The sequence below is a fragment of the Serratia sp. K1WW1 genome (assembly GCF_055790865.1).
In genome coordinates this window covers 5,118,227-5,144,875 of sequence record NZ_CM147697.1, presented here as the reverse complement: position 1 = coordinate 5,144,875, position 26,649 = coordinate 5,118,227, and the positions used below count along the sequence as shown (strand labels likewise).

Genomic DNA, 26,649 nt, shown 5'->3' with positions numbered 1-26,649 from the left:
GGGGCTGTGTCTTGCCATGATTTTTGATGGCGGCAAGTTATGCGTAGTGCAAGGCACGAGCCACAGATAAACTCAAGTTTCACGCAGTATAACGGAAAAGCATAATGTTACAGGTATACCTCGTTCGCCACGGCGAAACGGAATGGAACGCAGCACGCCGCATTCAGGGCCAATCCGACAGCCCATTAACCGCCACTGGCGTTCACCAGGCTCATCTGGTTGGCAAACGCGTTAGCCGCGAGGGCGTGACGCACGTGATTTCCAGCGATCTGGGCCGCACCCGTCAGACCGCGCAAATAATTGCGGACGCTTGCGGTTGCGACGTTATGGTAGATGCCCGGCTGCGTGAGCTGCATATGGGCGTTCTGGAAGAACGTTTGATCGACAGCCTGACACCGCAGGAAGAGCTGTGGCGTAAACAGATGGTCGATGGTACTGCCGACGGCCGTATCCCTCAAGGTGAATCTATGACGGAGTTGGCCACGCGGATGCATGCGGCGCTGACAGAGTGCCTGAAACTGCCGCAGGGCAGCAAGCCGTTGATTGTCAGCCACGGCATCGCGCTGGGGTGCCTGATCGGGACGGTATTAGGGTTACCGGCCTATGCTGAGCGCCGTCTGCGTTTGCGCAACTGCTCGTTGTCACGCGTCGACTATCAACAAAGCCCTTGGTTGGCTCCGGGCTGGATTGTGGAAAGCGCGGGCGATATCTCGCATCTGGACATGCCCGCGTTGGATGAGCTACAGCGCTAACGGCGGATCGGGATCAGATAGTCGCAACGGATCTCGCTGGGTGGCTGAGGCGGACGCCGGTCACCTTGCGGATAGAAGCGCTCAATATCGTGCCCTTTGCGGCGGGTCAGTTCCAATGCTGGCAGGCAAGTGCCGTACAGTATCAGGATAAAGTCCTGCAGGCCGGAGGCTGGCCCCTGATAGCTGAACATGGCGTATTCACCGCCCTGCAGCGTGATCGGCTGGCCTTCCTGCACCTTGGTCGGAACGTGTTGCGCCTCCAGGGCAGTGGTATACAGCACCTCCTGCTCGTCGTCTTTTTCCTGGCTTGGCCGCGAGTGGTGCAGGCCGTAAAGCACCGGTGGCAGGGTTTCTATCTGCCCCAGGTACTGTTGCCAGAATTGGGTACGCAGCTCGGAGCGGAAGTTGGAGATTTGCTCTAACGTACAGGAGTAGCTCTGCGTCAGGCCGATCAGGTCCAGCTCTGGTAGCGTGACAAACTCTGGATGTGGCAGCGTAAAGGCGCCCAGACGTATTGGCGGGCACATGCCGAAGGCGTTCCAGTCTTCTGAACGGCGATACAGCGCCGGGGTTTGCGCAAACTGTTTTTTGAATGCGCGAGTGAAGGTCTGCTGTGAGTCGAAACGATACTGCAAAGCAATATCCAGAATAGGCCGACTGGTGAGGCGCAATGCGACGGCGGCTTTGGACAATCTCCTTGCCCGAATATAGGCCCCGATGGCGTTCCCAGTGATATCCTTAAACATCCGTTGCAGATGCCATTTAGAGTAACCCGCTTTTGCCGCCACGTTATCCAGTGACAAAGGTTGGTCCAAATGGCTTTCCAGCCAGCTAAGCAGATCACGAATGATACCGGCTTGATCCATAGATCTTCCTCGTAGAGCTTCAGGTTCGGAACTCGAACTGTTTGATTTGTCATGCTGATACCTGATGCTCACTGACTTATTGATCAATCAGTTGCATTACATACGGCGCTTTTGCGATATGCGTTGCGGGAAGCGGGGGAAACAGGTGTTAACAGGCATTAAGCGATGACGATGCCGCATAATAGCAACTTTTTTCCTCCACGACTCCCAAAGATTTTTTTCGCTCTCTGTGCTAAAAAGAGCTTCCTGGTCCGAGGAAAAACCATTTCTGTGACCTGAAGCATCGGCGTTCTTACTTAGCAGCCCTGTGATTTAACACGCTGTTCTATTGGAGTTAAGTGAATGAAAAAAGGATGGATATTTTTGTTCGGTCTGGTTTGCGCAACGGTTAATAGCGCGCAGGCGGAACAGGTAGGATCGGTCGATACGGTATTCAAACTGTTTGGTCCAGATCATAAAATTGTGGTGGAAGCGTTCGACGATCCCGATGTGAAAAATGTAACTTGTTATATCAGCCGTGCTAAAACCGGTGGGATAAAGGGTGGGTTAGGGCTGGCAGAGGATACCTCGGATGCCGCCATTTCTTGCCAGCAGGTTGGGCCGATCGAGCTGAGCGACAAGATTAAAAAGGGCAAGGCGGAGGGAACCGTGGTGTTCCAGAAGCGCACCTCTTTGGTGTTCAAAAAGCTGCAGGTCGTGCGTTTTTATGATGTCAATCGCAATGCGCTGATCTACTTGAGCTATTCCGATCGGGTAGTAGATGGTTCACCGAAAAATGCCCTGAGCGCGGTGCCAATCATCCCTTGGGGTGAAGCCAAATAATCCGGACGGGTGCAGCATGCAGCGCCCCTATGTTGTGAGCCCATTCAGATGGCATCGCGTCTGGTCTCAATAAAAAAGGGTTCAGCAAGCTGAACCCTTTTTAACCTGTGACGTTAAGACAGGCTTATTCTTCCAGATCGCCGCAGAAACGGTAACCTTCACCATGAATGGTGGCAATGATTTCCGGCGTGTCCGGCGTGGATTCGAAGTGTTTACGAATACGGCGGATGGTCACGTCTACGGTACGGTCATGCGGCTTCAACTCACGGCCAGTCATTTTCTTCAGCAACTCACCACGGGACTGGATCTTGCCCGGGTTTTCACAGAAGTGCAGCATGGCGCGGAATTCGCTGCGTGGCAGCTTGTACTGCTCGCCAGCAGGGCCGATCAGAGAGCGGCTGTTGATGTCCAGCTCCCAACCGTTGAACTTGTAGCTCTCAACCAGCTTGCGCTCTTCGCCGACGCTACCCAGATTCATGGTGCGTGACAGCAGGTTGCGCGCACGGATGGTCAGTTCGCGTGGGTTGAACGGTTTGGTGATATAGTCATCGGCGCCGATTTCCAGGCCGAGGATTTTATCGACTTCATTATCACGACCGGTCAGGAACATCAGCGCCACGCTGGCTTGTTCGCGTAGTTCACGCGCCAGCAGCAGGCCGTTCTTGCCTGGCAGGTTGATATCCATGATAACCAGGTTGATATCATTTTCGGACAGGATGTTGTGCATTTCTGCACCGTCATTGGCTTCATGAACAATGTAGCCTTCCGCCTCGAAAATGCTCTTCAGGGTGTTACGAGTGACTAACTCGTCTTCGACAATCAGAATGTGCGGGGTCTGCATATTTGCTACCTAAAATTGCCAACAAAATAGAAAATAGGAAGTACAGAAGTCTCGGTTTCTTCCATGGAGGGCAGAGATACCGCTCACGTTCCCTCAATTACCAAAAGACTACAGTACGTAAACTCGTTCTTGATGCGCTTTCCATCAATGTCAACAAGATCGCTAGCTGGGTGGGGGGGCTATTTTTTACCACCCCGAATGATGCCAAAACGGCGCATATCCTAACCCTATTAACAGCAATATAACAGTGTGTGCCGAATTCATCACCTAACAAAACTACGCTTTGTTGACATATATCAAATTCAATTGTAGCACGTTAACAGTTTTGTGAAAAACACTTACAGAACTGCCAAGTTAAGTCATAGATCGTCAAATTCTGTGAACGATTCAGCTTTGTTGGGGCTGATGCGTTACAATTGAAAGCTAACTGTTTGGGGTGAAAATATAGTGCTTTGTTTTTAATGAAAATTAAAAGTTAACCTGCAGTTATGATTGTTTCGTCCGATTTGTAGGTTGAAGTGCCTATTTAATAATATTATAGCAAGCGACCATTTACGATGTTAATCGTTTGTAAATATAATCAGACAAATCCCAACAGTCAAAGAACTATTCTCATTATTTTTCTGGAGTCTTGATGCAGCTTCATATCGTGTTAGTCGCGCCCGCTCGGGCGGAAAATGTTGGCGCAGCGGCGCGGGCGATGAAAACCATGGGTTTCACCTCGTTGCGCATCGTCGACAGCGAGGCCCATCAGCAGCCAGCCGCCCGTTGGGTCGCCCACGGTGCTGGCGATATTCTGGATGCGGTGCAGACGTTTGCTACCCTGGAGCAGGCATTGGCAGACGTGGACTTTACCGTTGCGACCACCGCTCGCAGCCGCGCACGCTTTCATTACTACTGTACCCCCCAGCAACTGACGGAGCAGTTGGCGGAACGTCAGCAATGGGTACATCAGGCTGCACTGGTGTTTGGCCGTGAAGACTCTGGCCTGACCAATGAAGAGCTGGAGTTGGCCGATCTGCTGACCGGCGTCCCGATGGTGGCTGATTATCCTTCGCTGAACCTCGGCCAGGCGGTGATGGTGTATTGCTATCAACTGGCGCAGTTAATGTCAGTCAGCGCGCAGCAGGAACCCCTGGCCGATGCCGGGCAGCTCAACGCGTTGCGGCAACGGGCAGATCGCCTGTTACAGGCGCTGGACGTGGCGGGTGACCAAAAATTGCGCGATTGGTTACACCAGCGGCTCGGGGTCTTGCAGCAGCGAGATACCGTCATGCTGCACCGGTTGCTGCATGATATTGAAAAAAAACTGACGAAGTGATGTAGGCGTTTTATGTCGCTTGGCTGGTGTTATTCACTATTTGATCGGCTTTCTTGTGATTTTTTGTTCTGCAATTTTGTTTTTTTATCGGCTTCATCGCGCAGATCCCACTGTGGCCAGTAAATAGGCAAAACAAAGAAATAATTTGACTTGGCCAGACGATTGCTTTAACCAATAGAGGGGACAGAGATTCTAATGAGACAGACAGACAAAATGCGAAACATCAGCCTGAATACGACAATTATTACCACCACCGATACCACAGGTAACGGGGCGGGCTGACGCGTACAGGAAACAGAAGAAAAAAGCCCGCACCTAACCAGTGCGGGCTTTTTTTTCGGCATAAATTCAGGAGATAACAGAAATGCGAGTGCTTAAATTTGGTGGAACCTCGGTAGCGAATGCGGAACGTTTTCTGCGCGTTGCCGATATCGTGGAGAACAATGCACGCCAGGGACAGGTAGCCACGGTATTGTCCGCACCGGCCAAGATCACCAATCACCTGGTGGCGATGATTGAAAAAACGGTAGCCGGCCAGGATATTCTGCCAACCATGAGCGACGCCGAGCGCATCTTTGCCGACCTGCTCAGCGGTTTGGCCAAGGCGCTGCCAGGCTTTGAGTACGATCGCCTGAAGGCATTGGTCGAGCAGGAGTTCGCACAGCTCAAACAGGTACTGCATGGCGTGGCGTTGTTGGGGCAGTGCCCGGATAGCGTCAATGCGGCCATCATCTGCCGGGGTGAAAAGCTCTCTATTGCCATCATGGAAGGCGTCTTCAAAGCCAAAGGTTATCCGGTTACTGTGATTAACCCGGTAGAGAAGCTGCTGGCTCAGGGCCACTATCTGGAATCGACCGTCGATATTGCCGAATCCACCCTGCGTATCGCTGCTGCGGCCATTCCTTCAGACCATATCGTCCTGATGGCGGGCTTTACTGCCGGTAACGACAAAGGCGAACTGGTAGTGCTGGGACGCAACGGCTCCGATTATTCCGCCGCCGTGCTGGCCGCTTGCCTGCGCGCCGACTGTTGCGAGATCTGGACCGATGTGGACGGGGTTTATACCTGCGATCCGCGTACCGTGCCGGATGCCCGATTATTGAAGTCGATGTCCTACCGGGAGGCGATGGAGCTCTCTTACTTCGGCGCCAAAGTTCTCCACCCGCGTACCATCACCCCGATTGCCCAGTTCCAAATCCCTTGCCTGATTAAAAACACCGCCAACCCACAAGCTCCCGGCACCTTGATCGGTGGCGAAAGCGTGGCCGATGATACGCCGGTAAAGGGCATCACCAATCTGAACAATATGGCGATGATCAACGTGTCCGGCCCAGGTATGAAAGGCATGGTCGGCATGGCGGCCCGTGTGTTTGCCGTGATGTCACGCGCCGGGATCTCGGTGGTGTTGATCACCCAGTCCTCTTCCGAATACAGCATCAGCTTTTGTGTGCCGCAGAGCGAGCTGCAACGCGCTCGTCGTGCCCTGGAAGACGAATTCTACCTGGAGCTGAAAGACGGCGTGCTGGAGCCGCTGGACGTGATGGAGCGCCTGGCAATCATCTCGGTCGTTGGCGACGGTATGCGCACCCTGCGTGGCATCTCTGCGCGCTTCTTTTCTGCTCTGGCGCGCGCCAACATCAATATCGTGGCGATCGCTCAAGGCTCTTCCGAGCGTTCAATCTCCGTGGTGGTCGATAACGATTCCGCCACCACTGGCGTGCGCGTCAGCCATCAGATGCTGTTCAACACCGATCAGGTGATCGAAGTGTTTGTGATTGGCGTCGGCGGCGTCGGCGGGGCGCTGATCGAGCAGGTTTATCGTCAGCAGCCTTGGCTGAAGCAAAAACACATCGATCTGCGCATCTGTGGCATTGCCAACTCAAGGGCGATGTTGACCAACGTGCACGGCATCTCGCTGGAAAGCTGGCGGGACGAACTGGCCGAAGCCAAAGAGCCTTTCAATCTGGGCCGCCTGATCCGCCTGGTGAAAGAGTGCCACCTGCTCAATCCGGTGATTGTCGACTGTACCTCCAGCCAGGCGGTGGCCGATCAGTATGCCGATTTCCTGGCCGATGGTTTCCATGTGGTAACGCCAAACAAGAAGGCCAACACCTCGTCGATGAATTATTACCAGCAGTTGCGCACCGCAGCAGCAGGTTCTCGCCGCAAATTCCTGTATGACACCAACGTAGGTGCGGGCCTGCCGGTGATCGAAAACCTGCAGAACCTGCTCAATGCGGGCGATGAGCTGGTGCGCTTCACCGGTATCCTGTCGGGGTCACTGTCCTTTATCTTCGGCAAGTTGGATGAGGGGATGTCGCTGTCAGAGGCCACCTTGCAGGCCAAGGCCCTCGGTTATACCGAGCCAGATCCGCGTGACGATCTTTCGGGGATGGATGTCGCTCGCAAGCTGTTGATCCTGGCGCGTGAAGCGGGCTATGCGCTCGAACTGAGCGATATTGAAGTCGAATCGGTGTTACCACCGTCGTTTGATGCCAGCGGTGATGTGGAGAACTTTATTGCCCGTCTGCCGGAGTTGGATGCCGAATTTAACCGCCGTGTGGCCGCTGCTGCTGCGGAAGGTAAGGTGCTGCGCTATGTGGGGGCTATCGAAGAAGGCCGCTGTCTGGTACGTATTGATGCGGTAGACGGCAACGATCCGTTGTATAAAGTGAAGAACGGTGAGAACGCCCTGGCCTTCTACAGCCGCTACTATCAGCCATTGCCGCTGGTGCTGCGCGGCTATGGTGCCGGTAATGATGTGACGGCGGCCGGGGTATTTGCCGATCTGTTGCGCACACTGTCATGGAAGTTGGGAGTCTAATATGGTTAAGGTGTATGCACCGGCCTCAATTGGTAACGTCAGCGTCGGGTTCGATGTGCTGGGAGCTGCGGTTTCCCCTATCGATGGCACGCTGCTGGGGGATTGCGTCAGCGTAGAAGCGGCCAGCCGCTTCAGTCTGGAGAATGGTGGGCGTTTTGTCAGCAAGCTGCCGAGCGATCCTAAAGAGAACATTGTTTACCAGTGCTGGGAGCGTTTCTGCCAGGCGATTGGCCGTGAAGTGCCGGTAGCGATGCGGCTGGAGAAGAACATGCCGATCGGTTCCGGGCTAGGCTCCAGCGCTTGCTCGGTGGTGGCCGGTCTGATGGCGATGAACGAATTTTGCGATCGCCCGCTAAACGAGACGCAACTGCTGGCCCTGATGGGCGAACTGGAAGGGCGTATTTCCGGCAGCGTGCATTACGATAACGTTGCGCCGTGCTATCTGGGCGGCTTGCAGCTGATGCTGGAAGAAGAAGGGATCATCAGCCAGGAAGTGCCTGGCTTTAAAGACTGGTTGTGGGTGATGGCCTATCCGGGCATCAAAGTGTCCACCGCCGAGGCGCGCGCCATTTTGCCCGCGCAATACCGCCGCCAGGACTGTATCAGCCATGGACGCTATCTGGCGGGCTTTATTCACGCTTGCCACACCCAGCAACCGCGTCTGGCGGCCAACCTGATGCAGGATGTGATTGCCGAGCCTTATCGCACCCGCCTGTTGCCAGGCTTTGCCGAAGCGCGTAAAGCCTCACAGGATATCGGTGCCTTGGCCTGTGGTATTTCCGGCTCCGGGCCGACGCTGTTTGCGGTCTGTGATGACGGCGCAACGGCGCAACGCATGGCCGATTGGCTGACCAACCATTACCTGCAAAACGACGAAGGTTTTGTTCATATTTGCCGCCTGGATACCGCTGGCGCTCGACTATTGGGATAACGCATGAAACTGTACAATCTGAAAGATCATAACGAACAGGTCAGCTTCGCGCAGGCTATCAAACAGGGCCTGGGTAAGCAGCAAGGGCTGTTTTTCCCGCTGGAGCTGCCAGAATTCGAACTGACCGAGATTGATAAACTGCTGGAGATGGACTTTGTCACTCGCAGCAGCAAGATCCTGTCCGCTTTTATTGGCGACGAGATCGGCGAAGAGGCGCTGTACAAGCGGGTGAAGGCCGCGTTTGAGTTCCCGGCCCCGGTGGCGCAGGTGGAGAGCGATGTCGCCTGCCTGGAGCTGTTCCACGGCCCGACGCTGGCGTTCAAAGACTTCGGCGGCCGCTTTATGGCGCAGATGCTGGCGGAAGTCGCGGGCGATCAGCCAGTAACCATCTTGACTGCAACCTCCGGTGATACCGGCGCTGCCGTTGCTCATGCCTTCTACGGCCTGAAAAACGTGCGCGTGGTGATCCTCTATCCACAGGGCAAGATCAGTTCGCTGCAGGAAAAACTGTTCTGCACGTTGGGTGGCAACATCCATACCATCGCTATCGATGGCGACTTTGACGCCTGCCAGGCGTTGGTGAAGCAGGCGTTTGACGATCAGGAACTGAAAGAGGCCGTACACCTGAACTCGGCCAACTCGATTAATATCAGCCGCCTGCTGGCGCAAATCTGCTACTACTTTGAAGCGGTGGCGCAACTGCCGCAGGAAGCCCGCAATCAGTTGGTGATTTCCGTGCCAAGCGGCAACTTTGGCGACTTGACCGCCGGGCTGCTGGCGAAATCCCTGGGGCTGCCGGTGAAACGCTTTATCGCCGCCACCAACGCTAACGACACCGTGCCACGCTTCCTGACTAGCGGCCAATGGCAGCCAAACGCCACCGTGGCGACGTTATCCAACGCGATGGACGTCAGCCAGCCTAACAACTGGCCGCGTGTGGAAGAGTTGTTCCGCCGTAAAATCTGGCAGTTGAAGGAGTTGGCTCATGGTGCGGTGAGTGATGAAACCACCAAAGAAACCATGAAAGAGTTGGCTGCCTTGGGCTACCTTTCAGAGCCTCATGCCGCGATCGCCTACCGCGTTCTGCGCGATCAACTGCTGGCAGGGGAGTTCGGCCTGTTCCTGGGCACGGCACATCCGGCCAAGTTCAAGGAAAGCGTCGAAGAGATCCTCGGCCAGGAGTTACCGTTGCCACAGGCCTTGGCAGTGCGCGCACAGTTGCCGCTGTTGTCGCATAACATGGCGGCGGATTTTGCCGCGCTGCGTCAATTCATGATGACGTTGCCAGTCTGATAAACCCCGCTCCCTCTCCTTGTCGGGAGAGGGAGCGGATTTCTCACTGCTCCGGGCGTTTGAACACCAGCTCATTACCCGCCGAAGCCGCCTCATCGAAGGCATACCCTTCCAGATTGAAATCAACCAGCTGTTCTCTGCGACTTAAACGATTCTTGATGATAAATCGGCTCATCAGCCCACGCGCTTTCTTGGCGTAGAAGCTGATGACTTTGTACTTGCCGTTTTTCTCGTCCAGGAATACCGGTTTGATCAGCGCACCGCGCAGCTTGGCCGGTTTTACCGATTTGAAGTATTCATCCGAAGCCAGGTTCACCACCACATCATCGCCTTGCTGCTCCAGGGCCTGATTCAGTTTTTCGGTGATCCGATCGCCCCAGAAGTTGTACAAGTCTTTGCCCTGTGGGTTCTCCAGCTTGATCCCCATCTCCAGCCGGTAAGGCATCATCAGGTCCAGTGGGCGCAGCACCCCGTACAGGCCAGAGAGCATACGCAGATGCTGCTGTGCGTAGTCGAAATCCTCTTCGCTGAAGTCTTGCGCCTGTAAGCCGGTATAAACGTCGCCTTTAAACGCCAGCAGCGCCTGACGAGCATTGTCCGGGGTGAAGTCAGGCTGCCATTCGCCAAAGCGTGCGGCATTCAGGCCCGCGAGCTTATCGCTGATACTCATCAGGCCGGAAATTTGCGCCGGGGTCAGCTTACGGCAGAGTTTGATCAGCTTTTGCGACTGCTCCAACAATTCGGGCTGGGTAAAGCGTTCGGTGGCTAACGGGCTTGCATAATCCAGGGTTTTGGCAGGTGAAATAATAATGAGCATGGTCACATCCTGTTTATCAACATGTGGCTACTGTAGCAAAAAGCGCGCACGACCAGGAGGTATGGCTGTGATAGGGCGCACTTTACGCACGCCCTGGAGGATTAACGCTGCCTGCTCGGCTTCCAGATCCCCGGTTCGAGTTGGGATCCCAGCTCCGGGTAATGGTTGATGTCAAAGGTGGGCAGCTTGCCGAGTGAACGCTGATGGTTGTAATCCTTGGCCAATTTGAAGGCCACGTCGGACAGTAACAAGATAGCGGTCAGATTGGTGATCGCCATCAGCGCCATCGAGATGTCCGCCATTTTCCACACCGTGGATAATTCTGCCATAGAGCCAAACATCACCATGCCCAAGGCAAAGCAGCGGAAAATCGTCAGCTTGGTCGGATGGTGGTGCTTGAGGAAGATCAGGTTGTTCTCGGCATAGGCATAATTGGCAATGATAGAGGTAAAGGCAAACAGGAAAATGGCGATCGCGACAAAGGGCGCGCCCCAGGAACCGACGGCGCTGGCCATGGCCCGCTGGGTCAGATCGATACCGCTGATGTCGGACGGGGGATTATCCAGTGCACCAGAGGCCAAAATAATCGCCGCCGTTGCGCTGCAAATGACGATGGTATCGACAAATGCGCCAAGCATTTGCACATAGCCTTGCGAGGCAGGGTGTGGCGGATAAGAGGTCGCGGAAGCGGCCACGTTGGGGGCCGATCCCATCCCGCCTTCGTTAGAAAACAGCCCGCGTTGTATACCTTGCGTCATGGCTTGTGAGATCCCGTAGCCCAGAGTACCGGCAGCAACTTCCAGCAGGCCAAAAGCGCTTTTGAAGATCAACGCCAGGATGGCAGGCATATGCTCAATATTCAGGCCGATGATCCACAGCGCCAGTAGCAGGTAAGCCAAGGCCATAAACGGCACGATTTTTTCTGCGACGCGTGCGATGGAACGGATACCGCCGAAGATCACCATGCCACTCAGGACCACCAACACTATGCCGACGTACATGGGGTCGCTGTTGAAGGCCACGGAGCTGGCCAGGGCGATGGAGTTGGCCTGTACAGCATTGAACACCAGGCCGAAAGCGATCAGCAGGAAAATGGAGAACATCACGCCCATCCAGCGCATTCCCAAGCCTTTTTCCATATAGTAGGCTGGGCCACCACGGTATTGGCCGTTATCGTCTTTGGTTTTGTAAAGCTGCGCCAGGGTACTCTCAACGAAAGAGGTTGCCATGCCGATAAACGCGATTGCCCACATCCAGAAGATAGCGCCGGGCCCGCCAGCCGTAAGCGCTATTGCCACGCCGGTAAGGTTGTTGGTACCGATGCGAGCAGCTAGTGAAGTGCATAGTGCCTGGAAGGATGAAATACCCGCTTCGTCGCGTTTGGTGCTGTTCTTCAGCACGGAAAACATATGGCTGAAGTGACGAATTTGAATACAGCGGGTACGCAAGGTGAAGTAGATGCCGGCACCCAACAGCAAATAGATCAGTACTGAATCCCACAGGATGCCATTGATAAAGTTAATCAGATCCGTCACATGTTTCTCCTTGTTAAGATTACTGCTCCTCAGGTTCTTCGACTCTGGTGCGGAAAACTTGAGTCAGTTCTCTACAAGAACTCGGCTAGCATCATCCCATTGATGGGGATCGCAGCCTTCTTTTGGGTTTTTGGTGAAAAAAACGGCTGGCGGGAATTTAACATAATTTCCAGGGGGGATAGCGCGTTAATGCCGTGGCATTGCTTCGGTAATTGCGAATTATCGGTGCGTAACCGGTTGCTCGTGCAAGGATAAAACAACCGCTGCCAGCGCGTGATTTTCCTGCCTTGCGCCGGGCTACGTGCATGTTATTATCAGGACAAGGCATGGTTGAACGATGCCAAAAGTTCATGCACAAACGATGAGATAATGCCAACATGACCGATAAATTAACGTCCCTACGCCAGCTGACTACGGTAGTTGCGGATACGGGTGATATCGCTGCAATGAAGCTATATCAACCGCAAGATGCCACCACCAACCCTTCGCTGATCCTCAATGCAGCGCAAATTCCTGAATACCGCAAACTGATCGATGAAGCCATTGCCTGGGCACGCGAGCAGAGCAGCGATCGCGATCAACAGGTTGCCGATGCCGCAGACAAACTGGCCGTCAACATTGGTCTGGAGATCCTGAAACTGGTCCCGGGCCGCATTTCCACCGAAGTGGACGCGCGTCTGTCTTATGATACCGAAGCCAGCGTTGCCAAAGCCAAGCGCCTGATCAAACTGTATAACGAAGCGGGCATCAGCAACGATCGCATCCTGATCAAACTGGCCTCCACCTGGCAGGGCATCCGTGCCGCCGAGCGCCTGGAAAAAGAAGGCATCAACTGTAACCTGACGCTGCTGTTCTCCTTCGCTCAGGCGCGTGCCTGCGCCGAAGCTGGCGTGTACCTGATCTCGCCGTTCGTTGGCCGTATTCTTGACTGGTACAAAGCCAATGGCGACAAGAAAGAGTTCGCCCCGCACGAAGATCCGGGCGTGGTTTCAGTGTCTGAAATTTATCAGTATTACAAGCAGCACGGCTATGAAACCGTGGTGATGGGCGCCAGCTTCCGTAACGTCGGTGAAATCATCGAACTGGCGGGCTGCGATCGTCTGACCATCGCACCTGCACTGCTGAAAGAGCTGGCAGAGAGCGAAGGCGCACTGGAGCGTAAACTGTCTTATACCGGCGAAGTGAAAGCGCGTCCGGCACCGCTGACCGAGCCTGAGTTCTACTGGCAGCACAACCAGGATCCAATGGCGGTTGAGAAACTGACCGACGGTATCCGCAAGTTTGCCGTAGACCAGGGCAAGCTGGAAAAAATGATCGCCGATCTGCTGTAACAGCGGCAATCAATCAGCGCAGAAGGTGGCCTCGGCCACCTTTTTTTATACCTGAATATCCACCTCATTGAGCAAACACCCTATACTCCCGTCATGAATCTCCCTTGGGTAACCGGGGCATAAAACAGAGGTAAAACATGGATACATTACGCATTGGTTTGGTTTCTATTTCGGACCGCGCTTCAGGGGGCGTTTATCAGGATAAAGGGATCCCGGCGCTGGAAGAGTGGCTGGGCAGTGCTTTGGCGACGCCGTTCACCCTGGAAACCCGGCTGATCCCCGACGAGCAGACGCTGATTGAGCATACGCTGTGTGAGCTGGTTGATGAAATGGGCTGCCACCTGGTGTTGACTACCGGCGGCACCGGCCCGTCCCGGCGTGACGTGACTCCCGATGCTACCCTGGCGATTGCCGATCGGGTAATGCCGGGTTTTGGCGAGCAAATGCGCCAAATCAGCCTACACTATGTGCCAACGGCAATTCTTTCACGTCAGGTTGGTGCGATCCGTAAACAGGCGTTGATCATCAATCTGCCGGGGCAACCCAAATCGATAAAAGAAACGCTGGAAGGGGTGAAGGACGAGGCAGGCAAGGTGGTGGTGCACGGTATTTTTGCCAGCGTGCCTTATTGCATCCAACTGCTCGAAGGCCCCTATGTAGAGACCCACGAGGCTGTGGTAGCAGCATTTCGTCCCAAAAATGCGCGGCGCGAGATAAATCTCTAAATTTCAGCAATCTGCGGGATAACCTTCAGCGCATCTGGTGTGAAAGTATTTTGCCGTTATAGTAAGAAACTTTTTACAGTTAGCCATTATGCTTTCTGTGTCTTTCCTGTTTCCTCTAACGGTATCTTATGCATCACGATAATAATCGCCGGCTCAACCGGCAAGATTATAAGACTCTGACGTTGGCTGCCCTGGGCGGTGCGTTGGAGTTTTATGACTTCATCATTTTTGTTTTCTTTGCTGCGGTAATGGGCGATCTGTTCTTCCCGGCGGATATGCCTGAGTGGCTGCGCCAGGTGCAGACCTTCGGTATCTTTGCGGCGGGCTATCTGGCTCGGCCATTGGGCGGCATTATCATGGCGCACTTCGGCGATCTGGTGGGCCGTAAAAAGATGTTCAGCCTGAGCATCCTGCTGATGGCGTTACCGACGCTGGCGATGGGGATGCTGCCCACCTACGCCAGTATCGGCATCGCCGCACCGTTGCTGCTGCTGTTGATGCGGGTTCTGCAAGGCGCGGCGATCGGTGGTGAAGTCCCTGGTGCCTGGGTATTTGTGGCGGAGCATGTGCCGCGCAAACGCGTTGGTTTTGCCTGTGGCACGCTCACCGCTGGCCTGACGGCCGGTATCCTGCTCGGCTCGCTGGTGGCCACCATCATCAATACCACGCTCAGCCAACAGGCCATTCATGACGGTGGCTGGCGTATTCCGTTCTTCCTGGGCGGTATCTTTGGCCTGTTCGCCATGTATCTGCGCCGCTGGTTGCAGGAAACCCCAATCTTTATCGAGATGCAAGCGCGTAAGGCGCTGGCAGAAGAGCTGCCGCTGAAATCGGTGGTGATGAATCACCGCAAAGAGATCGCGGTCTCGATGTTGCTGACCTGGCTGTTGTCGGCAGGCATTGTGGTGGTGATCCTGATGACGCCAACCTACCTGCAAAAACAGTTTGCCATAGCCCCGGCGCTGTCATTGCAGGCCAACAGCATCGCCATCATCATGCTGTTTGCAGGCTGTATCGTCTCTGGTTCGGCGGCGGACCGCTTTGGCGCCAGCAAAACCTTTATCGTCGGCAGTTTGCTGTTGGCGGGGTGCAGTTGGTTGTTCTATCAGTCGGTAGCAACACATCCAGAAATGCTGTTTGCCACCTACGCGCTGGTTGGCTTCAGCGTGGGGATCGTCGGCGCGGTGCCTTACGTGCTGGTGCGGGCTTTCCCGGCGGAAGTGCGATTTAGCGGGATTTCGTTCTCCTACAACGTGGCATACGCGATTTTTGGTGGTTTAACCCCGGTATTTGTCACGCTGATCATGAAGTTAACCCCGTTAGCGCCCGCTTACTATATGCTGGCGTTATCGACGCTCGGCCTGCTGCTGGGGATCTACCTGCGTCGCGACCTGAACAGTGAAAAAACAGTCTTGAACTAAGCGATTTTCGCCCAATAAAAAACCCTGCGATTAAACACCGCAGGGTTTTTTTATATCACGTTAGTACGGATTTATGCGGTAACGGCAGCGGGTGTTGCCTGCTGAGCTTCCACCGGGCCGATTGGCAGTACGGTGCGGCCCAACTGTTCGTTGATCACCTCAGCCATTGCCAGATAGATCGCGCTGGCACCGCAGATAATGCCTTCGTAACCGGCGAACGTCAGGATCGCGTGGTTACCGGTGATGTTGCCGACGGCCAGCAGTGCGAACAGCACGGTCAGGCTGGCAAACACAAACTGCAACCCACGGTTGGTGCGCAGCGTGCCGAAGAACATGAACAGGGTGAAGATGCCCCACAGTGCAAGGTAGATACCGAGGACGTTCGCGTCAGTCGGTTCTGCCAGGCCCATGCGTGGTAGCAGCAGGATGCCTACCAGGCTCAGCCAGAAGCAGCCGTAAGAGGTGAAGGCGGTCAAGCCGAAGGTGTTGCCTTTCTTGAACTCAAGAATACCGGCAAAAATCTGAGCCATGCCACCGAAGAAAATCCCCATACTGATGATGACGGAAGTCAGTGGGAAAAAGCCCGCGTTGTGCAGGTTCAGCAAGACGGTAGTCATCCCGAAGCCCATCAGACCCAGGGGGCCGGGATTTGCCAACTTGTTGGAGTGCATATGTCCTCTGCGATAACAGAATTGTAACGAAAATGGATAGGTAATTTAATAATTGGTCTGAATGGCCGAAAAACCCATAACTTCCATCAGAGCGCGCGGCATCATAATGATCCCCACGCCAGGAAACAATGATCTGGCTGCGGATAAAAACGAAATTTTTTTTGTCCTGCCCCTTGATGCTGGTGTGGATGGCCCCATCTTATTGGCAACCGCAGTTGCTGACCGCGGGTAACACTTAGATGCCGGGCAGTTGAAAAGCAAAAAAACGCCCGCATATAGTTAGCAACCTGACCGATTATGAATTTATTAGTGGAGATGTTTAGATGGGCAAAATTATTGGTATCGACCTGGGTACAACCAACTCTTGTGTAGCAATTATGGATGGTGGCAAGGCGCGCGTGCTGGAGAATGCCGAAGGCGATCGCACCACTCCTTCAATCATCGCATATACCCAGGATGGTGAAATTCTGGTTGGCCAGCCTGCTAAGCGTCAGGCTGTTACTAACCCACAGAACACCCTGTTTGCGATCAAGCGCCTGATTGGCCGTCGCTTCCAGGATGAAGAAGCACAGCGTGACAAGGCTATCATGCCATACAGCATCGTCGCTGCCGATAACGGTGACGCCTGGCTGGAAGTGAAGGGCCAGAGAATGGCACCTCCGCAGATCTCTGCGGAAGTCCTGAAGAAAATGAAGAAAACGGCGGAAGATTACCTGGGTGAGCCGGTAACTGAAGCGGTTATCACCGTTCCTGCCTACTTCAACGATGCTCAGCGTCAGGCGACCAAAGATGCTGGCCGTATCGCAGGTCTGGAAGTGAAACGTATCATCAACGAACCTACTGCTGCGGCCCTGGCTTATGGCCTGGACAAAGAAGTGGGCAACCGTACCATCGCGGTTTATGACCTGGGTGGTGGTACTTTCGATATCTCAATCATTGAGATCGACGATGTTGACGGTGAAAAAACCTTCGAAGTTCTGGCGACCAACGGTGATACCCACCTGGGTGGTGAAGACTTCGACAGCCGCCTGATCAACTATCTGGTGGAAGAGTTCAAGAAAGAGCAGGGCATGGATCTGCGCAACGATCCGTTGGCGATGCAGCGTCTGAAAGAAGCCGCTGAAAAAGCCAAGATCGAGCTGTCCTCCGCTCAGCAGACCGACGTCAACCTGCCGTACATCACTGCAGATGGCAGCGGTCCAAAACACATGAACATCAAAGTGACCCGTGCAAAACTCGAGTCGCTGGTAGAAGATCTGGTTGCTCGCTCTATCGAGCCGCTGAAAGTGGCACTGAAAGATGCAGGCCTGTCGGTTTCTGACATTCAGGACGTGATCCTGGTCGGTGGCCAGACCCGTATGCCTATGGTTCAGAAGAAAGTTGCTGACTTCTTCGGTAAAGAACCACGTAAAGACGTTAACCCGGACGAAGCGGTTGCCGTTGGTGCTGCGGTTCAGGGCGGTGTGTTGGCCGGTGATGTGAAAGACGTATTGCTGCTGGACGTTACCCCACTGTCACTGGGTATCGAAACCATGGGCAGCGTGATGACGCCGCTGATCACCAAAAACACCACTATCCCGACCAAGCACAGCCAGGTGTTCTCTACTGCCGAAGACAACCAGGCAGCGGTGACCATCCATGTGCTGCAGGGTGAGCGTAAACGTGCCAATGACAACAAGTCACTGGGCCAGTTCAACCTGGACGGCATCCAGCCGGCACCACGCGGTATGGCGCAGATCGAAGTCACCTTCGACATCGACGCCGACGGTATTCTGCACGTGTCTGCGAAAGACAAGAACACCGGTCGTGAGCAGAAGATCACCATCAAGGCGTCTTCTGGGCTGAACGAAGAAGAAATCCAGAAAATGGTACGCGATGCTGAAGTGAACGCTGAAGCTGACCGTAAGTTCGAAGAACTGGTGCAAACTCGTAACCAGGCGGATCACCTGATCCACGGTACCCGTAAGCAGTTGGAAGAAGCGGGTGAGCAATTGCCAGCTGAAGACAAAACCGCTATCGAGAGCGCGCTGAAAGATCTGGAAGCTGCGGTGAAAGGCGAAGATAAAGCCGAAATCGAAGCGAAAACCCAGGCTCTGGTGCAGGTTTCCGGCAAGCTGATGGAAATGGCCCAGGCTCAAGCGCAGCAGGCACAGGGTGCTGATGCCGGTGCTGACAACGCGGCGCAGAAAGACGACGACGTGGTTGACGCCGAGTTTGAAGAAGTTAAAGACAAAAAATAATCGCCCTTAAGCGGGCACGGTGCGGCCACAGGCCGTAACCGGAAACCAGCACGGGCGTCGAGGCAACTCTACGCCCGTGCACGCATGTTAAGGGTAAGAGAAATAATGGCGAAGAGAGATTATTACGAGGTGCTCGGCGTTGCCAAGACGGCAGACGAGCGCGAAATCAAAAAGGCGTATAAGCGCCTGGCGATGAAGTATCACCCTGATCGTAATCAGGAAAAAGACGCCGAAAGCCAGTTTAAAGAGGTCAAGGAAGCCTACGAGATCCTGACCGACGATCAAAAACGTGCTGCCTACGATCAATACGGCCATGCGGCCTTTGAGCAAGGTGGTATGGGCGGTGGTGGTGGCTTTGGTGGCGGCGGTGCCGACTTCAGCGATATCTTTGGCGACGTGTTTGGCGATATCTTTGGCGGCGGACGCCGTCAACGTGCCAGCCGTGGATCCGATTTGCGTTACAACATGGATCTGACGCTCGAAGAAGCCGTGCGTGGCGTGACCAAAGAGATCCGTATTCCAACGCTGGAAGAGTGTGATGTCTGCCATGGCAACGGTGCCAAGCCGGGCAGTTCGCCGGCAACCTGTCCGACCTGTCATGGTCAGGGCCAGGTGCAGATGCGCCAAGGGTTCTTCACCGTGCAGCAGGCTTGTCCGCACTGCCACGGGCGTGGTCAGATCATCAAGGATCCGTGCAACAAATGTCACGGCCACGGTCGCGTAGAGAAATCCAAAACCCTGTCGGTGAAAATTCCGGCGGGCGTAGATACTGGCGACCGCATCCGCCTGGCGGGTGAAGGTGAAGCCGGTGAACACGGCGCGCCGGCAGGCGATCTGTACGTTCAGGTTCAGGTGAGTGCTCACCCGATCTTCGAACGTGAAGGCAATAACCTCTACTGTGAAGTGCCGATCAACTTTGCTATGGCTGCCTTGGGTGGCGAGATTGAAGTGCCAACGCTGGATGGCCGCGTCAAGCTGAAAGTCCCGGCGGAAACTCAGACCGGTAAACTGTTCCGTATGCGTGGCAAAGGGGTGAAATCGGTACGGGGTGGCAGCCAGGGTGACCTGCTGTGCCGTGTGGTGGTAGAAACGCCGGTGAGTCTGAACGAGAAGCAGAAGCAGCTGCTCAAAGAGCTGGAAGAGAGCCTGGGTGGCCCTTCTGGGGATAAAAACAGCCCGCGTTCGAAAAGCTTCTTCGACGGCGTGAAAAAGTTTTTTGACGACCTGACTCGTTAATCAGCGTTTCCCCGCGCGTTCATCCTCAAACCCCGGTTTAAGCAAACCGGGGTTTTTCTTTGCTACAAAACTCAATATCGATATCCCTATAAAAAATGTGACATATGACCTTTATTGATCGGTTTTTTCGAGTTTTTTTGCATTTATAAACTGCTTTTTTCGATGTTACTCCTCGCCTATACTCTGCGAATTATCTGGAAACCTATTACCTGGAGTGACGTACTGTGACTACTATTATTCGTCAATTTCTGCGTCAAGAAGCCGCTGGTGGCATTATTCTGATCGCTGCCGCCGTGGTGGCTTTGATCATGGCTAATACCCCCGTACAGGGGCTGTATCAGGCCTTCCTTAACTTACCCGTGGCGGTCAGCATCGCCTCGCTGGAAATTGCCAAACCGCTGCTGCTGTGGATTAACGACGGTTTAATGGCCATCTTCTTCCTGGTGGTGGGGCTTGAGGTCAAACGTGAACTGCTGCAAGGTTCCCTGGCTGGGCGTGAGAAGGCCATCTTCCCGGCGATTGCCGCGTTAGGCGGCATGCTGGCCCCGGCACTGATCTATCTGCTGTTCAACGGTGCCGATGAAGTGACCCGCCAGGGTTGGGCGATCCCGGCAGCAACGGATATTGCCTTTGCCTTGGGCGTGATGGCCTTACTGGGCAACCGGGTGCCGACCAGCCTGAAAGTGTTCCTGCTGGCCCTGGCGATTATCGATGACCTTGGGGTCATCGTCATTATCGCGTTGTTCTACACCCATCAGGTCTCGATGGTGGCACTGGGCGTTGCAGCTGCCGCGATTGCGGTATTGGCAGTGATGAACTGGCGCGGAGTGGGTAAAACCTCGCTGTATATGATAGTCGGATTGGTGCTGTGGGTAGCGATCCTCAAATCAGGCGTTCACGCTACGCTAGCGGGGGTGATTGTCGGCTTTATGATCCCGCTGAACGCCAAGAGTGAGCCTTCGCCCTCTGAAACCCTGGAGCATGAGCTGCACCCTTGGGTCGCCTTCCTGATCCTGCCGCTGTTTGCCTTTGCCAACGCGGGTGTATCGTTGCAAGGGGTGTCCTTGAGCGGGTTGACTTCACTGCTGCCGCTGGGGATTGCAGCCGGGCTGTTTATCGGCAAGCCGCTGGGGATTTTCGTCTTCTGCTGGCTGGCGGTGAAGTTGGGGATTGCCCGTTTGCCGCAGGGTATCGGCTTTAAACAGGTGTTTGCCGTAGCCGTGCTCTGTGGTATTGGTTTCACCATGTCGATTTTTATTGCCTCATTGGCCTTCGCCGATGCGGATGTGGCTCTCAGTACCTATGCCAAATTAGGCATACTATTGGGATCGACCAGTGCTGCGGTAGTGGGTTACGGCCTGCTGCGTTTGAGTTTGCCCCGCAGCCGATGACCTTTGTGTTTACCCCTCGTTGCTGAAGGGCTATTACAATAGTAGCAGCAGCGTGGCTTCGTCAGCCGCGCTGCACTTGGGATTAAAGATAACTTTGCGTTGTCCGAAATTAACGATAGGGAGTTTGTCGCTCATCACGGCAGACCGTTTGCCGATGAGAAACCTAAGGAGAGAACGTTTTGAGAATGTCTCATATCAACTTTAACCATCTGTATTACTTCTGGCAGGTCTGCAAGGAGGGGTCGGTCGTGGGAGCGGCGGAAGCCCTGTTCCTCACGCCGCAGACCATCACCGGCCAAATCAAGGCACTGGAAGAACGGCTCAACGGTAAGCTGTTTAAACGCCAGGGGCGTGGGCTGGTCCCCTCCGAGCTAGGCCAACTGGTGTTCCGCTATGCCGACAAGATGTTTATGCTCAGCCAGGAAATGCTGGATATCGTCAACTACCGCAAGGAGTCCAACCTGCTGTTTGACGTGGGCGTAGCGGATGCGCTATCCAAACGTCTGGTCAGCCAGGTCTTGGAAACTGCGGTGGTAGTGGACAATGAGCAAATCCACCTGCGCTGCTTTGAATCAACCCATGAGATGCTGCTTGAGCAACTGAGCCAGCATAAGCTGGATATGATCCTGTCGGATTGCCCGGTCGACTCCAGCCAGCAGGAAGGCTTGTTTTCGCTCAAGCTGGGCGAGTGTGGGGTCAGTTTCTTCTGTCGTCAGCCGATACCCGATTTACCGTTTCCGGCCTGTCTGGAACAGCGCCGCTTGCTGATCCCGGGAAGGCGTTCAATGTTGGGACGCAAGCTGCTCAACTGGTTCAACACGCAAGGTATCAAGGTTGAGATACTGGGTGAGTTTGACGATGCGGCCCTGATGAAAGCTTTCGGCCTGTACCACAACGCGATCTTCGTGGCGCCAACGCTGTATGCGCTGGATACCTATAGCGATGATGACGTGGTGGAGATCGGGCGTGTCGATAGCGTGCAGGAAGAGTATTACATCATTTTTGCCGAGCGAATGATCCAGCATCCGGCGGTACAGCGGGTATGCAACAAGGACTTCTCGGCGCTGTTCGCGCTGTAGGCTTGAACGCCAGGCGTAAAAAAACCGGCCGAAGCCGGTTTTTTTAACAAGCACACAACGTAATGCTTATTGCATTGCGTTGATACGCGCCGTCAGGTTTGACTTATGACGCGCTGCTTTGTTTTTGTGGATCAGGCCTTTAGCAGCCTGGCGATCCACAAGTGGTTGCATTACGAGGAATGCTTTTTGTGCTGCGTCTTTGTCGCCAGCTGCGATAGCTGCGTCAACCTTCTTAATGAAGGTACGCACCATTGAGCGACGGCTAGCGTTATGCTTGCGACGTTTCTCAGACTGTATGGCGCGTTTCTTAGCTGATTTGATATTAGCCAAGGTCCAACTCCCAAATATATATATTGAGGACAATTCAAAGGCCGAGGAATATGCCCTTTTAGCCTTCGTTTGTCAATGGATTTGTGCAAATAAGCGCCGTTTGTACGGGCGGCACTTGCTACGTTGTGATGGCGCAGGATTTTACCAGCTTCAGCCATGGGAATACAGTGTTTCACGAGAAAAATCGCCATGTGATTTGCATCACAGTCTGCAAGCTGTTGGTCCTGGTGGGTTATCCCCCGTCTTTCAAGCGTCGGCCAGAAGCCACGCTCGCTATCAGCGCGCTAATATAGCACGCATTGGGCCAGATAAACGGTGGTTAAGGCGATTATCCTCCGGTATGGTATGACTATTACATCAAAGGAACCAATCGCGGGTTAACCTTGACCGCTGTACAAGGTATAATCCGCCGATTTCCACTGTGTTGGGCCAGCTATGCAGCTAATTCGCGGCATCCATAATATCCGGGCACGCCACCGTGGCTGTGTGCTCACCATCGGCAACTTTGACGGCGTCCATCGCGGTCACAAGGCGCTGTTGGGGCAGTTGAAGCAGGAAGGGCGGCGCCTGGGGTTACCGGTCATCGTCATGATCTTTGAGCCACAGCCGCTGGAACTGTTTGCCGCGGATAAGGCTCCGGCCCGCCTCACGCGTTTGCGTGACAAAGCCAAATACCTGGCGCAGGCCGGGGTTGATTACCTGTTGTGCGTCAAGTTTGATCCCCGTTTTGCCGCCCATACCGCTCAGTCATTCGTTGCCGAGCTGCTGGTTGAAAAGCTGGGGGTAAAATTCCTGATGGTGGGGGATGATTTCCGCTTTGGTGCTGGTCGCCAGGGGGACTTCCCGCTGTTAGAGCTTGCCGGGCAAGAATTCGGCTTTGAGGTGGTCAGCACGCCAAGCTTCCGTGAAGGCGACCTGCGCATCAGCAGCACCGCCATCCGCAATGCGCTGCGTGATGATGATTTGCCGCTGGCAGAAACCCTGCTGGGGCATCCTTACAGTATTTCCGGGCGCGTTGTGCATGGCGATGAACTGGGGCGAACCATTGGTTTCCCAACCGCCAACCTGCCGCTCAAACGCCTGGTTGCCCCGGTGAAAGGGGTATATGCCGTCGATGTTTATGGCCTGGGCCCCGAGCCTTTGCCGGGCGTGGCCAATATTGGCACTCGCCCAACGGTGGCAGGTGTACGTCAGCAGTTGGAAGTGCATCTGCTGGATGTAACCATGGATCTTTACGGGCGCCACCTTGATGTGGTGCTGCGCGCAAAATTGCGCAATGAACAGCGTTTTGCTTCGCTCGATGCGCTAAAGCAGCAAATCGCCAATGATGTGGTGACGGCCCGGACGTTCTTCGGGCTACAGACACCGGCTTAATCTACGAACCGAAACGAGATCGAGAATCTAATGAGTGACTACAAGAATACCCTGAACTTGCCGGAAACAGGGTTCCCGATGCGTGGCGATCTCGCCAAGCGTGAACCTGGCATGCTCGCACGTTGGTATGAACAGGATCTGTACGGGATCATTCGTGCCGCCAAAAAGGGCAAGAAATCCTTCATTCTGCATGACGGCCCTCCGTATGCGAATGGCAGCATTCACATTGGTCACTCGGTAAACAAGATCCTCAAAGACATTATTATCAAGTCAAAAGGGATGGCTGGCTTTGATTCGCCTTATGTTCCAGGCTGGGACTGCCACGGTCTGCCTATCGAACTGAAGGTTGAGCAACTGTATGGCAAACCGGGTGAGAAACTGACACCGGCAGAGTTCCGCCAGAAATGCCGTGAATATGCTGCCGAGCAGGTAGAAGGCCAGAAGAAAGACTTTATCCGTCTGGGGGTGCTGGGTGACTGGGATCATCCGTACCTGACCATGAATTTTAAAACCGAAGCCAACATCATCCGTGCGTTGGGCAAGATCATCAGCAATGGTCATCTGCTCAAAGGCGCCAAGCCGGTGCACTGGTGTACGGACTGCGGTTCTTCCCTGGCGGAAGCGGAAGTTGAATATTACGACAAAACCTCGCCATCCATCGACGTCGCGTTCCACGCGGTTGATGCGGCGGCGGTGGCCAGCAAGTTTGGCGTAACCAACGTGAATGGCCCGGTGTCACTGGTGATCTGGACGACCACTCCGTGGACGCTGCCTGCCAACCGTGCGATCTCACTGAATGCAGAGTTCAGCTACCATCTGGTACAGGTTGAAGGCCAATGCCTGATCCTGGCAGCGGACTTGGTAGAAAGCGTGATGAAGCGTGCAGGCATCACCCATTGGGAAGTGCTGGGCAGCTGCAAGGGCAGCGATCTGGAACTGATGCGCTTTACCCATCCGTTTATGGGCTTTGACGTGCCGGCGATCCTGGGCGATCACGTTACGCTGGATGCCGGTACCGGTGCCGTACATACCGCTCCTGGTCACGGCCCGGATGACTTCATCATCGGCCAGAAATACGGCCTGGAAGTCGCCAACCCGGTTGGCCCGAACGGCTGCTACCTGACCGGCACCTATCCAACGCTGGACGGTAAATTCGTGTTCAAGGCCAACGATCTGATCGTTGAGCTGCTGCGTGAGAAAGGCGCTCTGCTGCACGTAGAAAAACTGCAACACAGCTACCCGTGCTGCTGGCGCCACAAAACGCCGATCATTTTCCGTGCCACGCCGCAATGGTTTATCAGCATGGATCAAAAGGGTCTGCGCAAGCAGTCACTGGAAGAGATCAAAGGCGTGCAGTGGATCCCGGATTGGGGCCAGGCGCGTATCGAAACCATGGTGGCTAACCGTCCAGACTGGTGTATCTCACGTCAGCGTACCTGGGGCGTTCCAATGTCCCTGTTCGTGCATAAAGACACCGAGCAGCTTCACCCACGCAGCGTAGAGCTGATGGAAGAAGTGGCCAAGCGTGTTGAGCAAGACGGGATCCAGGCCTGGTGGGATCTGGACGCTGCCGATATCCTCGGTGCCGAAGCGGCCGATTATGTGAAAGTGCCAGATACGCTGGACGTTTGGTTTGACTCGGGTTCAACCCATTCTTCCGTGGTTGACGTGCGTCCAGAATTCAACGGCCACTCTGCCGACATGTATCTGGAAGGTTCCGACCAACATCGTGGCTGGTTCATGTCATCGCTGATGATTTCGACCGCCATGAAGGGTAAGGCGCCTTACAAAGAAGTGCTGACCCACGGCTTTACCGTCGATGGTCAGGGCCGCAAAATGTCCAAGTCAATCGGCAACACCGTCAGCCCACAGGACGTGATGAACAAACTGGGTGGCGACATTCTGCGCCTGTGGGTCGCTTCTACCGACTACACCGGCGAGATTGCGGTTTCCGACGAAATTCTCAAGCGTGCTGCCGATTCTTATCGCCGCATCCGTAACACCGCGCGTTTCCTGCTGGCCAACCTCAACGGGTTTGATCCAAGCACTGACTGCGTGGCACCGGAAGAGATGGTGGTACTGGATCGCTGGGCTGTAGGCCGTGCAATGGCCGCACAGCAGGATATCGAGCAGGCCTATGCCAACTACGATTTCCACGAAGTGGTGCAGCGCCTGATGCAGTTCTGCTCGGTAGAAATGGGGTCCTTCTATCTGGACATCATTAAAGACCGTCAGTACACCGCGAAAAGCGACAGCGTTGCCCGCCGCAGCTGCCAGACTGCTCTGTTCCACATTGCAGAAGCGCTGGTACGTTGGATGGCGCCGATCATGTCGTTTACCGCCGATGAAATTTGGGCCTTCCTGCCAGGTGAGCGCACGCAGTACGTGTTTACCGAAGAGTGGTACGACGGTCTGTTCGGGCTGGCGGCAGGCGAAGGCATGAACGATGCGTTCTGGGCCGATCTGCTGAAAGTGCGTGGTGAAGTAAACAAGGTGCTGGAACAGGCGCGTGCGGACAAGCACATTGGCGGTTCGTTGGAGGCGGCGGTTACGCTGTACGCCGATAGCGATCTGGCAGCGCGTCTGAACAGCCTGCAGGACGAACTGCGCTTTGTGTTGCTGACCTCATCGGCCAGCGTGGCGCCGCTTACGGATGCTCCGGCAGATGCGCAGCAAAGCGAACTGTTGAAAGGGCTGAAAATCGCGTTCAGCAAAGCGGATGGTGAGAAGTGCCCGCGCTGCTGGCATTACACCACCGATGTCGGCCAGGTGGCGGAGCACGCAGAACTCTGCGGCCGCTGTGTGACCAACGTAGCCGGTGACGGCGAAAAACGTAACTTTGCCTGAGA

The 26,649-nt window shown here is 54.7% G+C and carries 23 protein-coding genes, 1 pseudogene and 1 other annotated feature; of the genes and pseudogenes, 18 read left to right on the top strand and 6 right to left on the bottom strand.

Features of this window, described 5'->3' with window-relative positions:
• The first annotated feature begins 104 nt into the window (after window positions 1–104).
• Window positions 105–752: a 2,3-diphosphoglycerate-dependent phosphoglycerate mutase GpmB gene (gene gpmB / locus ACX9GU_RS23255; protein ID WP_021179239.1), complete on the top strand. Its 648-nt coding sequence runs from the start codon at window positions 105–107 to the stop codon at window positions 750–752.
• Here the strand turns inward: gpmB and robA are convergent.
• Entirely contained in the window at window positions 749–1,618 is an 870-nt protein-coding gene (gene robA, locus ACX9GU_RS23250; protein ID WP_024527222.1) for an MDR efflux pump AcrAB transcriptional activator RobA, read from the bottom strand. The genes gpmB and robA overlap by 4 nt on opposite strands.
• A 342-nt stretch (window positions 1,619–1,960) precedes the next feature.
• Between robA and creA the strand changes: the two genes are divergently transcribed.
• A complete protein-coding gene (creA, locus tag ACX9GU_RS23245; RefSeq protein WP_473193062.1) occupies window positions 1,961–2,440 on the top strand; it encodes a protein CreA in 480 nt (159 codons plus the stop codon).
• Between the two features lie 124 nt (window positions 2,441–2,564).
• Here the strand turns inward: creA and arcA are convergent, their stop codons facing one another.
• Window positions 2,565–3,281, bottom strand: coding sequence for a two-component system response regulator ArcA (arcA, locus tag ACX9GU_RS23240; RefSeq protein WP_024483588.1), 717 nt, complete (start codon window positions 3,279–3,281; stop codon window positions 2,565–2,567).
• A 107-nt stretch (window positions 3,282–3,388) separates the two neighbouring features.
• Between arcA and yjjY the strand changes: the two are divergent.
• The 6 genes and pseudogenes from yjjY to thrC form a co-directional block, all read left to right on the top strand.
• Window positions 3,389–3,526, top strand: a pseudogene (yjjY, locus tag ACX9GU_RS23235) (YjjY family protein); the annotation flags it as partial.
• Window positions 3,527–3,915: 389 nt separating this feature from the next.
• Window positions 3,916–4,602, top strand: a complete 687-nt coding sequence (locus ACX9GU_RS23230) for a tRNA/rRNA methyltransferase (RefSeq protein WP_473193061.1) — start codon at window positions 3,916–3,918, stop codon at window positions 4,600–4,602.
• A 195-nt stretch (window positions 4,603–4,797) separates the two neighbouring features.
• On the top strand, window positions 4,798–4,884 hold the full coding sequence (gene thrL / locus ACX9GU_RS23225; RefSeq protein ID WP_071592991.1) for a thr operon leader peptide: 87 nt from the start codon (window positions 4,798–4,800) through the stop codon (window positions 4,882–4,884).
• Window positions 4,823–4,941 (top strand) — a sequence feature (Thr leader region). (Overlaps the previous gene by 62 nt.)
• Before the next feature lie 25 nt (window positions 4,942–4,966).
• Entirely contained in the window at window positions 4,967–7,426 is a 2,460-nt protein-coding gene (thrA, locus tag ACX9GU_RS23220; RefSeq protein WP_074028457.1) for a bifunctional aspartate kinase/homoserine dehydrogenase I, read from the top strand.
• Window position 7,427: 1 nt separating this feature from the next.
• Window positions 7,428–8,357 carry a homoserine kinase gene (thrB, locus tag ACX9GU_RS23215; RefSeq protein ID WP_473193060.1) on the top strand — a complete coding sequence of 310 codons (930 nt, stop codon included), beginning with the start codon at window positions 7,428–7,430 and terminating at the stop codon, window positions 8,355–8,357.
• 3 nt (window positions 8,358–8,360) lie between these two features.
• On the top strand, window positions 8,361–9,650 hold the full coding sequence (gene thrC / locus ACX9GU_RS23210; RefSeq protein ID WP_473193059.1) for a threonine synthase: 1,290 nt from the start codon (window positions 8,361–8,363) through the stop codon (window positions 9,648–9,650).
• 43 nt (window positions 9,651–9,693) lie between these two features.
• Here the strand turns inward: thrC and yaaA are convergent, their stop codons facing one another.
• Complete coding sequence (yaaA, locus tag ACX9GU_RS23205; RefSeq protein ID WP_473193058.1) at window positions 9,694–10,467, bottom strand: peroxide stress protein YaaA; 774 nt, start codon at window positions 10,465–10,467, stop codon at window positions 9,694–9,696.
• 101 nt (window positions 10,468–10,568) lie between these two features.
• A complete protein-coding gene (locus ACX9GU_RS23200) occupies window positions 10,569–12,002 on the bottom strand; it encodes an alanine/glycine:cation symporter family protein (RefSeq protein WP_473193057.1) in 1,434 nt (477 codons plus the stop codon).
• 377 nt (window positions 12,003–12,379) lie between these two features.
• On the opposite strand from ACX9GU_RS23200, the gene tal reads away from it, so the two are divergent.
• The 3 genes from tal (at window position 12,380) to ACX9GU_RS23185 (ending at window position 15,479) form a co-directional block, all read left to right on the top strand.
• Window positions 12,380–13,333 carry a transaldolase gene (tal, locus tag ACX9GU_RS23195; protein ID WP_024483582.1) on the top strand — a complete coding sequence of 318 codons (954 nt, stop codon included), beginning with the start codon at window positions 12,380–12,382 and terminating at the stop codon, window positions 13,331–13,333.
• Window positions 13,334–13,470: 137 nt separating this feature from the next.
• The gene (gene mog / locus ACX9GU_RS23190; protein WP_024483581.1) at window positions 13,471–14,058 is read left to right on the top strand and encodes a molybdopterin adenylyltransferase; all 588 of its coding nucleotides are present in this window, start codon (window positions 13,471–13,473) and stop codon (window positions 14,056–14,058) included.
• Window positions 14,059–14,186: 128 nt separating this feature from the next.
• Window positions 14,187–15,479, top strand: coding sequence for an MFS transporter (locus tag ACX9GU_RS23185; protein ID WP_422526388.1), 1,293 nt, complete (start codon window positions 14,187–14,189; stop codon window positions 15,477–15,479).
• 71 nt (window positions 15,480–15,550) lie between these two features.
• Here the strand turns inward: ACX9GU_RS23185 and satP are convergent, their stop codons facing one another.
• Complete coding sequence (gene satP, locus ACX9GU_RS23180; protein WP_071682148.1) at window positions 15,551–16,150, bottom strand: acetate uptake transporter; 600 nt, start codon at window positions 16,148–16,150, stop codon at window positions 15,551–15,553.
• A 61-nt stretch (window positions 16,151–16,211) separates the two neighbouring features.
• On the opposite strand from satP, the gene ACX9GU_RS23175 reads away from it, so the two are divergent.
• The 5 genes from ACX9GU_RS23175 to nhaR all read left to right on the top strand — a co-directional run bounded on the left by ACX9GU_RS23175 (window position 16,212) and on the right by nhaR (window position 22,096).
• The gene (locus ACX9GU_RS23175; RefSeq protein WP_155621700.1) at window positions 16,212–16,382 is read left to right on the top strand and encodes a hypothetical protein; all 171 of its coding nucleotides are present in this window, start codon (window positions 16,212–16,214) and stop codon (window positions 16,380–16,382) included.
• A gap of 91 nt (window positions 16,383–16,473) precedes the next feature.
• A complete protein-coding gene (gene dnaK / locus ACX9GU_RS23170; RefSeq protein WP_021179252.1) occupies window positions 16,474–18,390 on the top strand; it encodes a molecular chaperone DnaK in 1,917 nt (638 codons plus the stop codon).
• A 105-nt stretch (window positions 18,391–18,495) separates the two neighbouring features.
• Window positions 18,496–19,626 (top strand): molecular chaperone DnaJ, encoded by a 1,131-nt coding sequence (gene dnaJ / locus ACX9GU_RS23165; protein ID WP_024527213.1) that lies wholly within the window; start codon window positions 18,496–18,498, stop codon window positions 19,624–19,626.
• Between the two features lie 224 nt (window positions 19,627–19,850).
• Window positions 19,851–21,017 (top strand): Na+/H+ antiporter NhaA, encoded by a 1,167-nt coding sequence (gene nhaA / locus ACX9GU_RS23160; RefSeq protein ID WP_473193056.1) that lies wholly within the window; start codon window positions 19,851–19,853, stop codon window positions 21,015–21,017.
• A gap of 179 nt (window positions 21,018–21,196) precedes the next feature.
• Window positions 21,197–22,096 carry a transcriptional activator NhaR gene (gene nhaR, locus ACX9GU_RS23155; RefSeq protein WP_021179255.1) on the top strand — a complete coding sequence of 300 codons (900 nt, stop codon included), beginning with the start codon at window positions 21,197–21,199 and terminating at the stop codon, window positions 22,094–22,096.
• A gap of 66 nt (window positions 22,097–22,162) precedes the next feature.
• Here the strand turns inward: nhaR and rpsT are convergent, their stop codons facing one another.
• Complete coding sequence (gene rpsT, locus ACX9GU_RS23150) at window positions 22,163–22,426, bottom strand: 30S ribosomal protein S20 (protein ID WP_024527210.1); 264 nt, start codon at window positions 22,424–22,426, stop codon at window positions 22,163–22,165.
• Between the two features lie 435 nt (window positions 22,427–22,861).
• Between rpsT and ribF the strand changes: the two genes are divergently transcribed.
• Complete coding sequence (ribF, locus tag ACX9GU_RS23145) at window positions 22,862–23,800, top strand: bifunctional riboflavin kinase/FAD synthetase (protein WP_473193055.1); 939 nt, start codon at window positions 22,862–22,864, stop codon at window positions 23,798–23,800.
• A 30-nt stretch (window positions 23,801–23,830) separates the two neighbouring features.
• Window positions 23,831–26,647, top strand: a complete 2,817-nt coding sequence (gene ileS / locus ACX9GU_RS23140) for an isoleucine--tRNA ligase (RefSeq protein WP_473193054.1) — start codon at window positions 23,831–23,833, stop codon at window positions 26,645–26,647.
• Window positions 26,648–26,649: the final 2 nt, after the last annotated feature.

What these genes read in the sequence shown, in the direction of transcription:
- gpmB (WP_021179239.1), top strand. Translation starts at nt 105, where the DNA reads ATGTTACAGGTATACCTCGTTCGCCACGGCGAAACGGAATGGAACGCA.
- robA (WP_024527222.1), bottom strand. Translation starts at nt 1,618, where the DNA reads ATGGATCAAGCCGGTATCATTCGTGATCTGCTTAGCTGGCTGGAAAGC.
- creA (WP_473193062.1), top strand. Translation starts at nt 1,961, where the DNA reads ATGAAAAAAGGATGGATATTTTTGTTCGGTCTGGTTTGCGCAACGGTT.
- arcA (WP_024483588.1), bottom strand. Translation starts at nt 3,281, where the DNA reads ATGCAGACCCCGCACATTCTGATTGTCGAAGACGAGTTAGTCACTCGT.
- ACX9GU_RS23230 (WP_473193061.1), top strand. Translation starts at nt 3,916, where the DNA reads ATGCAGCTTCATATCGTGTTAGTCGCGCCCGCTCGGGCGGAAAATGTT.
- thrL (WP_071592991.1), top strand. Translation starts at nt 4,798, where the DNA reads ATGAGACAGACAGACAAAATGCGAAACATCAGCCTGAATACGACAATT.
- thrA (WP_074028457.1), top strand. Translation starts at nt 4,967, where the DNA reads ATGCGAGTGCTTAAATTTGGTGGAACCTCGGTAGCGAATGCGGAACGT.
- thrB (WP_473193060.1), top strand. Translation starts at nt 7,428, where the DNA reads ATGGTTAAGGTGTATGCACCGGCCTCAATTGGTAACGTCAGCGTCGGG.
- thrC (WP_473193059.1), top strand. Translation starts at nt 8,361, where the DNA reads ATGAAACTGTACAATCTGAAAGATCATAACGAACAGGTCAGCTTCGCG.
- yaaA (WP_473193058.1), bottom strand. Translation starts at nt 10,467, where the DNA reads ATGCTCATTATTATTTCACCTGCCAAAACCCTGGATTATGCAAGCCCG.
- tal (WP_024483582.1), top strand. Translation starts at nt 12,380, where the DNA reads ATGACCGATAAATTAACGTCCCTACGCCAGCTGACTACGGTAGTTGCG.
- mog (WP_024483581.1), top strand. Translation starts at nt 13,471, where the DNA reads ATGGATACATTACGCATTGGTTTGGTTTCTATTTCGGACCGCGCTTCA.
- ACX9GU_RS23185 (WP_422526388.1), top strand. Translation starts at nt 14,187, where the DNA reads ATGCATCACGATAATAATCGCCGGCTCAACCGGCAAGATTATAAGACT.
- satP (WP_071682148.1), bottom strand. Translation starts at nt 16,150, where the DNA reads ATGCACTCCAACAAGTTGGCAAATCCCGGCCCCCTGGGTCTGATGGGC.
- ACX9GU_RS23175 (WP_155621700.1), top strand. Translation starts at nt 16,212, where the DNA reads ATGGCCGAAAAACCCATAACTTCCATCAGAGCGCGCGGCATCATAATG.
- dnaK (WP_021179252.1), top strand. Translation starts at nt 16,474, where the DNA reads ATGGGCAAAATTATTGGTATCGACCTGGGTACAACCAACTCTTGTGTA.
- dnaJ (WP_024527213.1), top strand. Translation starts at nt 18,496, where the DNA reads ATGGCGAAGAGAGATTATTACGAGGTGCTCGGCGTTGCCAAGACGGCA.
- ribF (WP_473193055.1), top strand. Translation starts at nt 22,862, where the DNA reads ATGCAGCTAATTCGCGGCATCCATAATATCCGGGCACGCCACCGTGGC.
- ileS (WP_473193054.1), top strand. Translation starts at nt 23,831, where the DNA reads ATGAGTGACTACAAGAATACCCTGAACTTGCCGGAAACAGGGTTCCCG.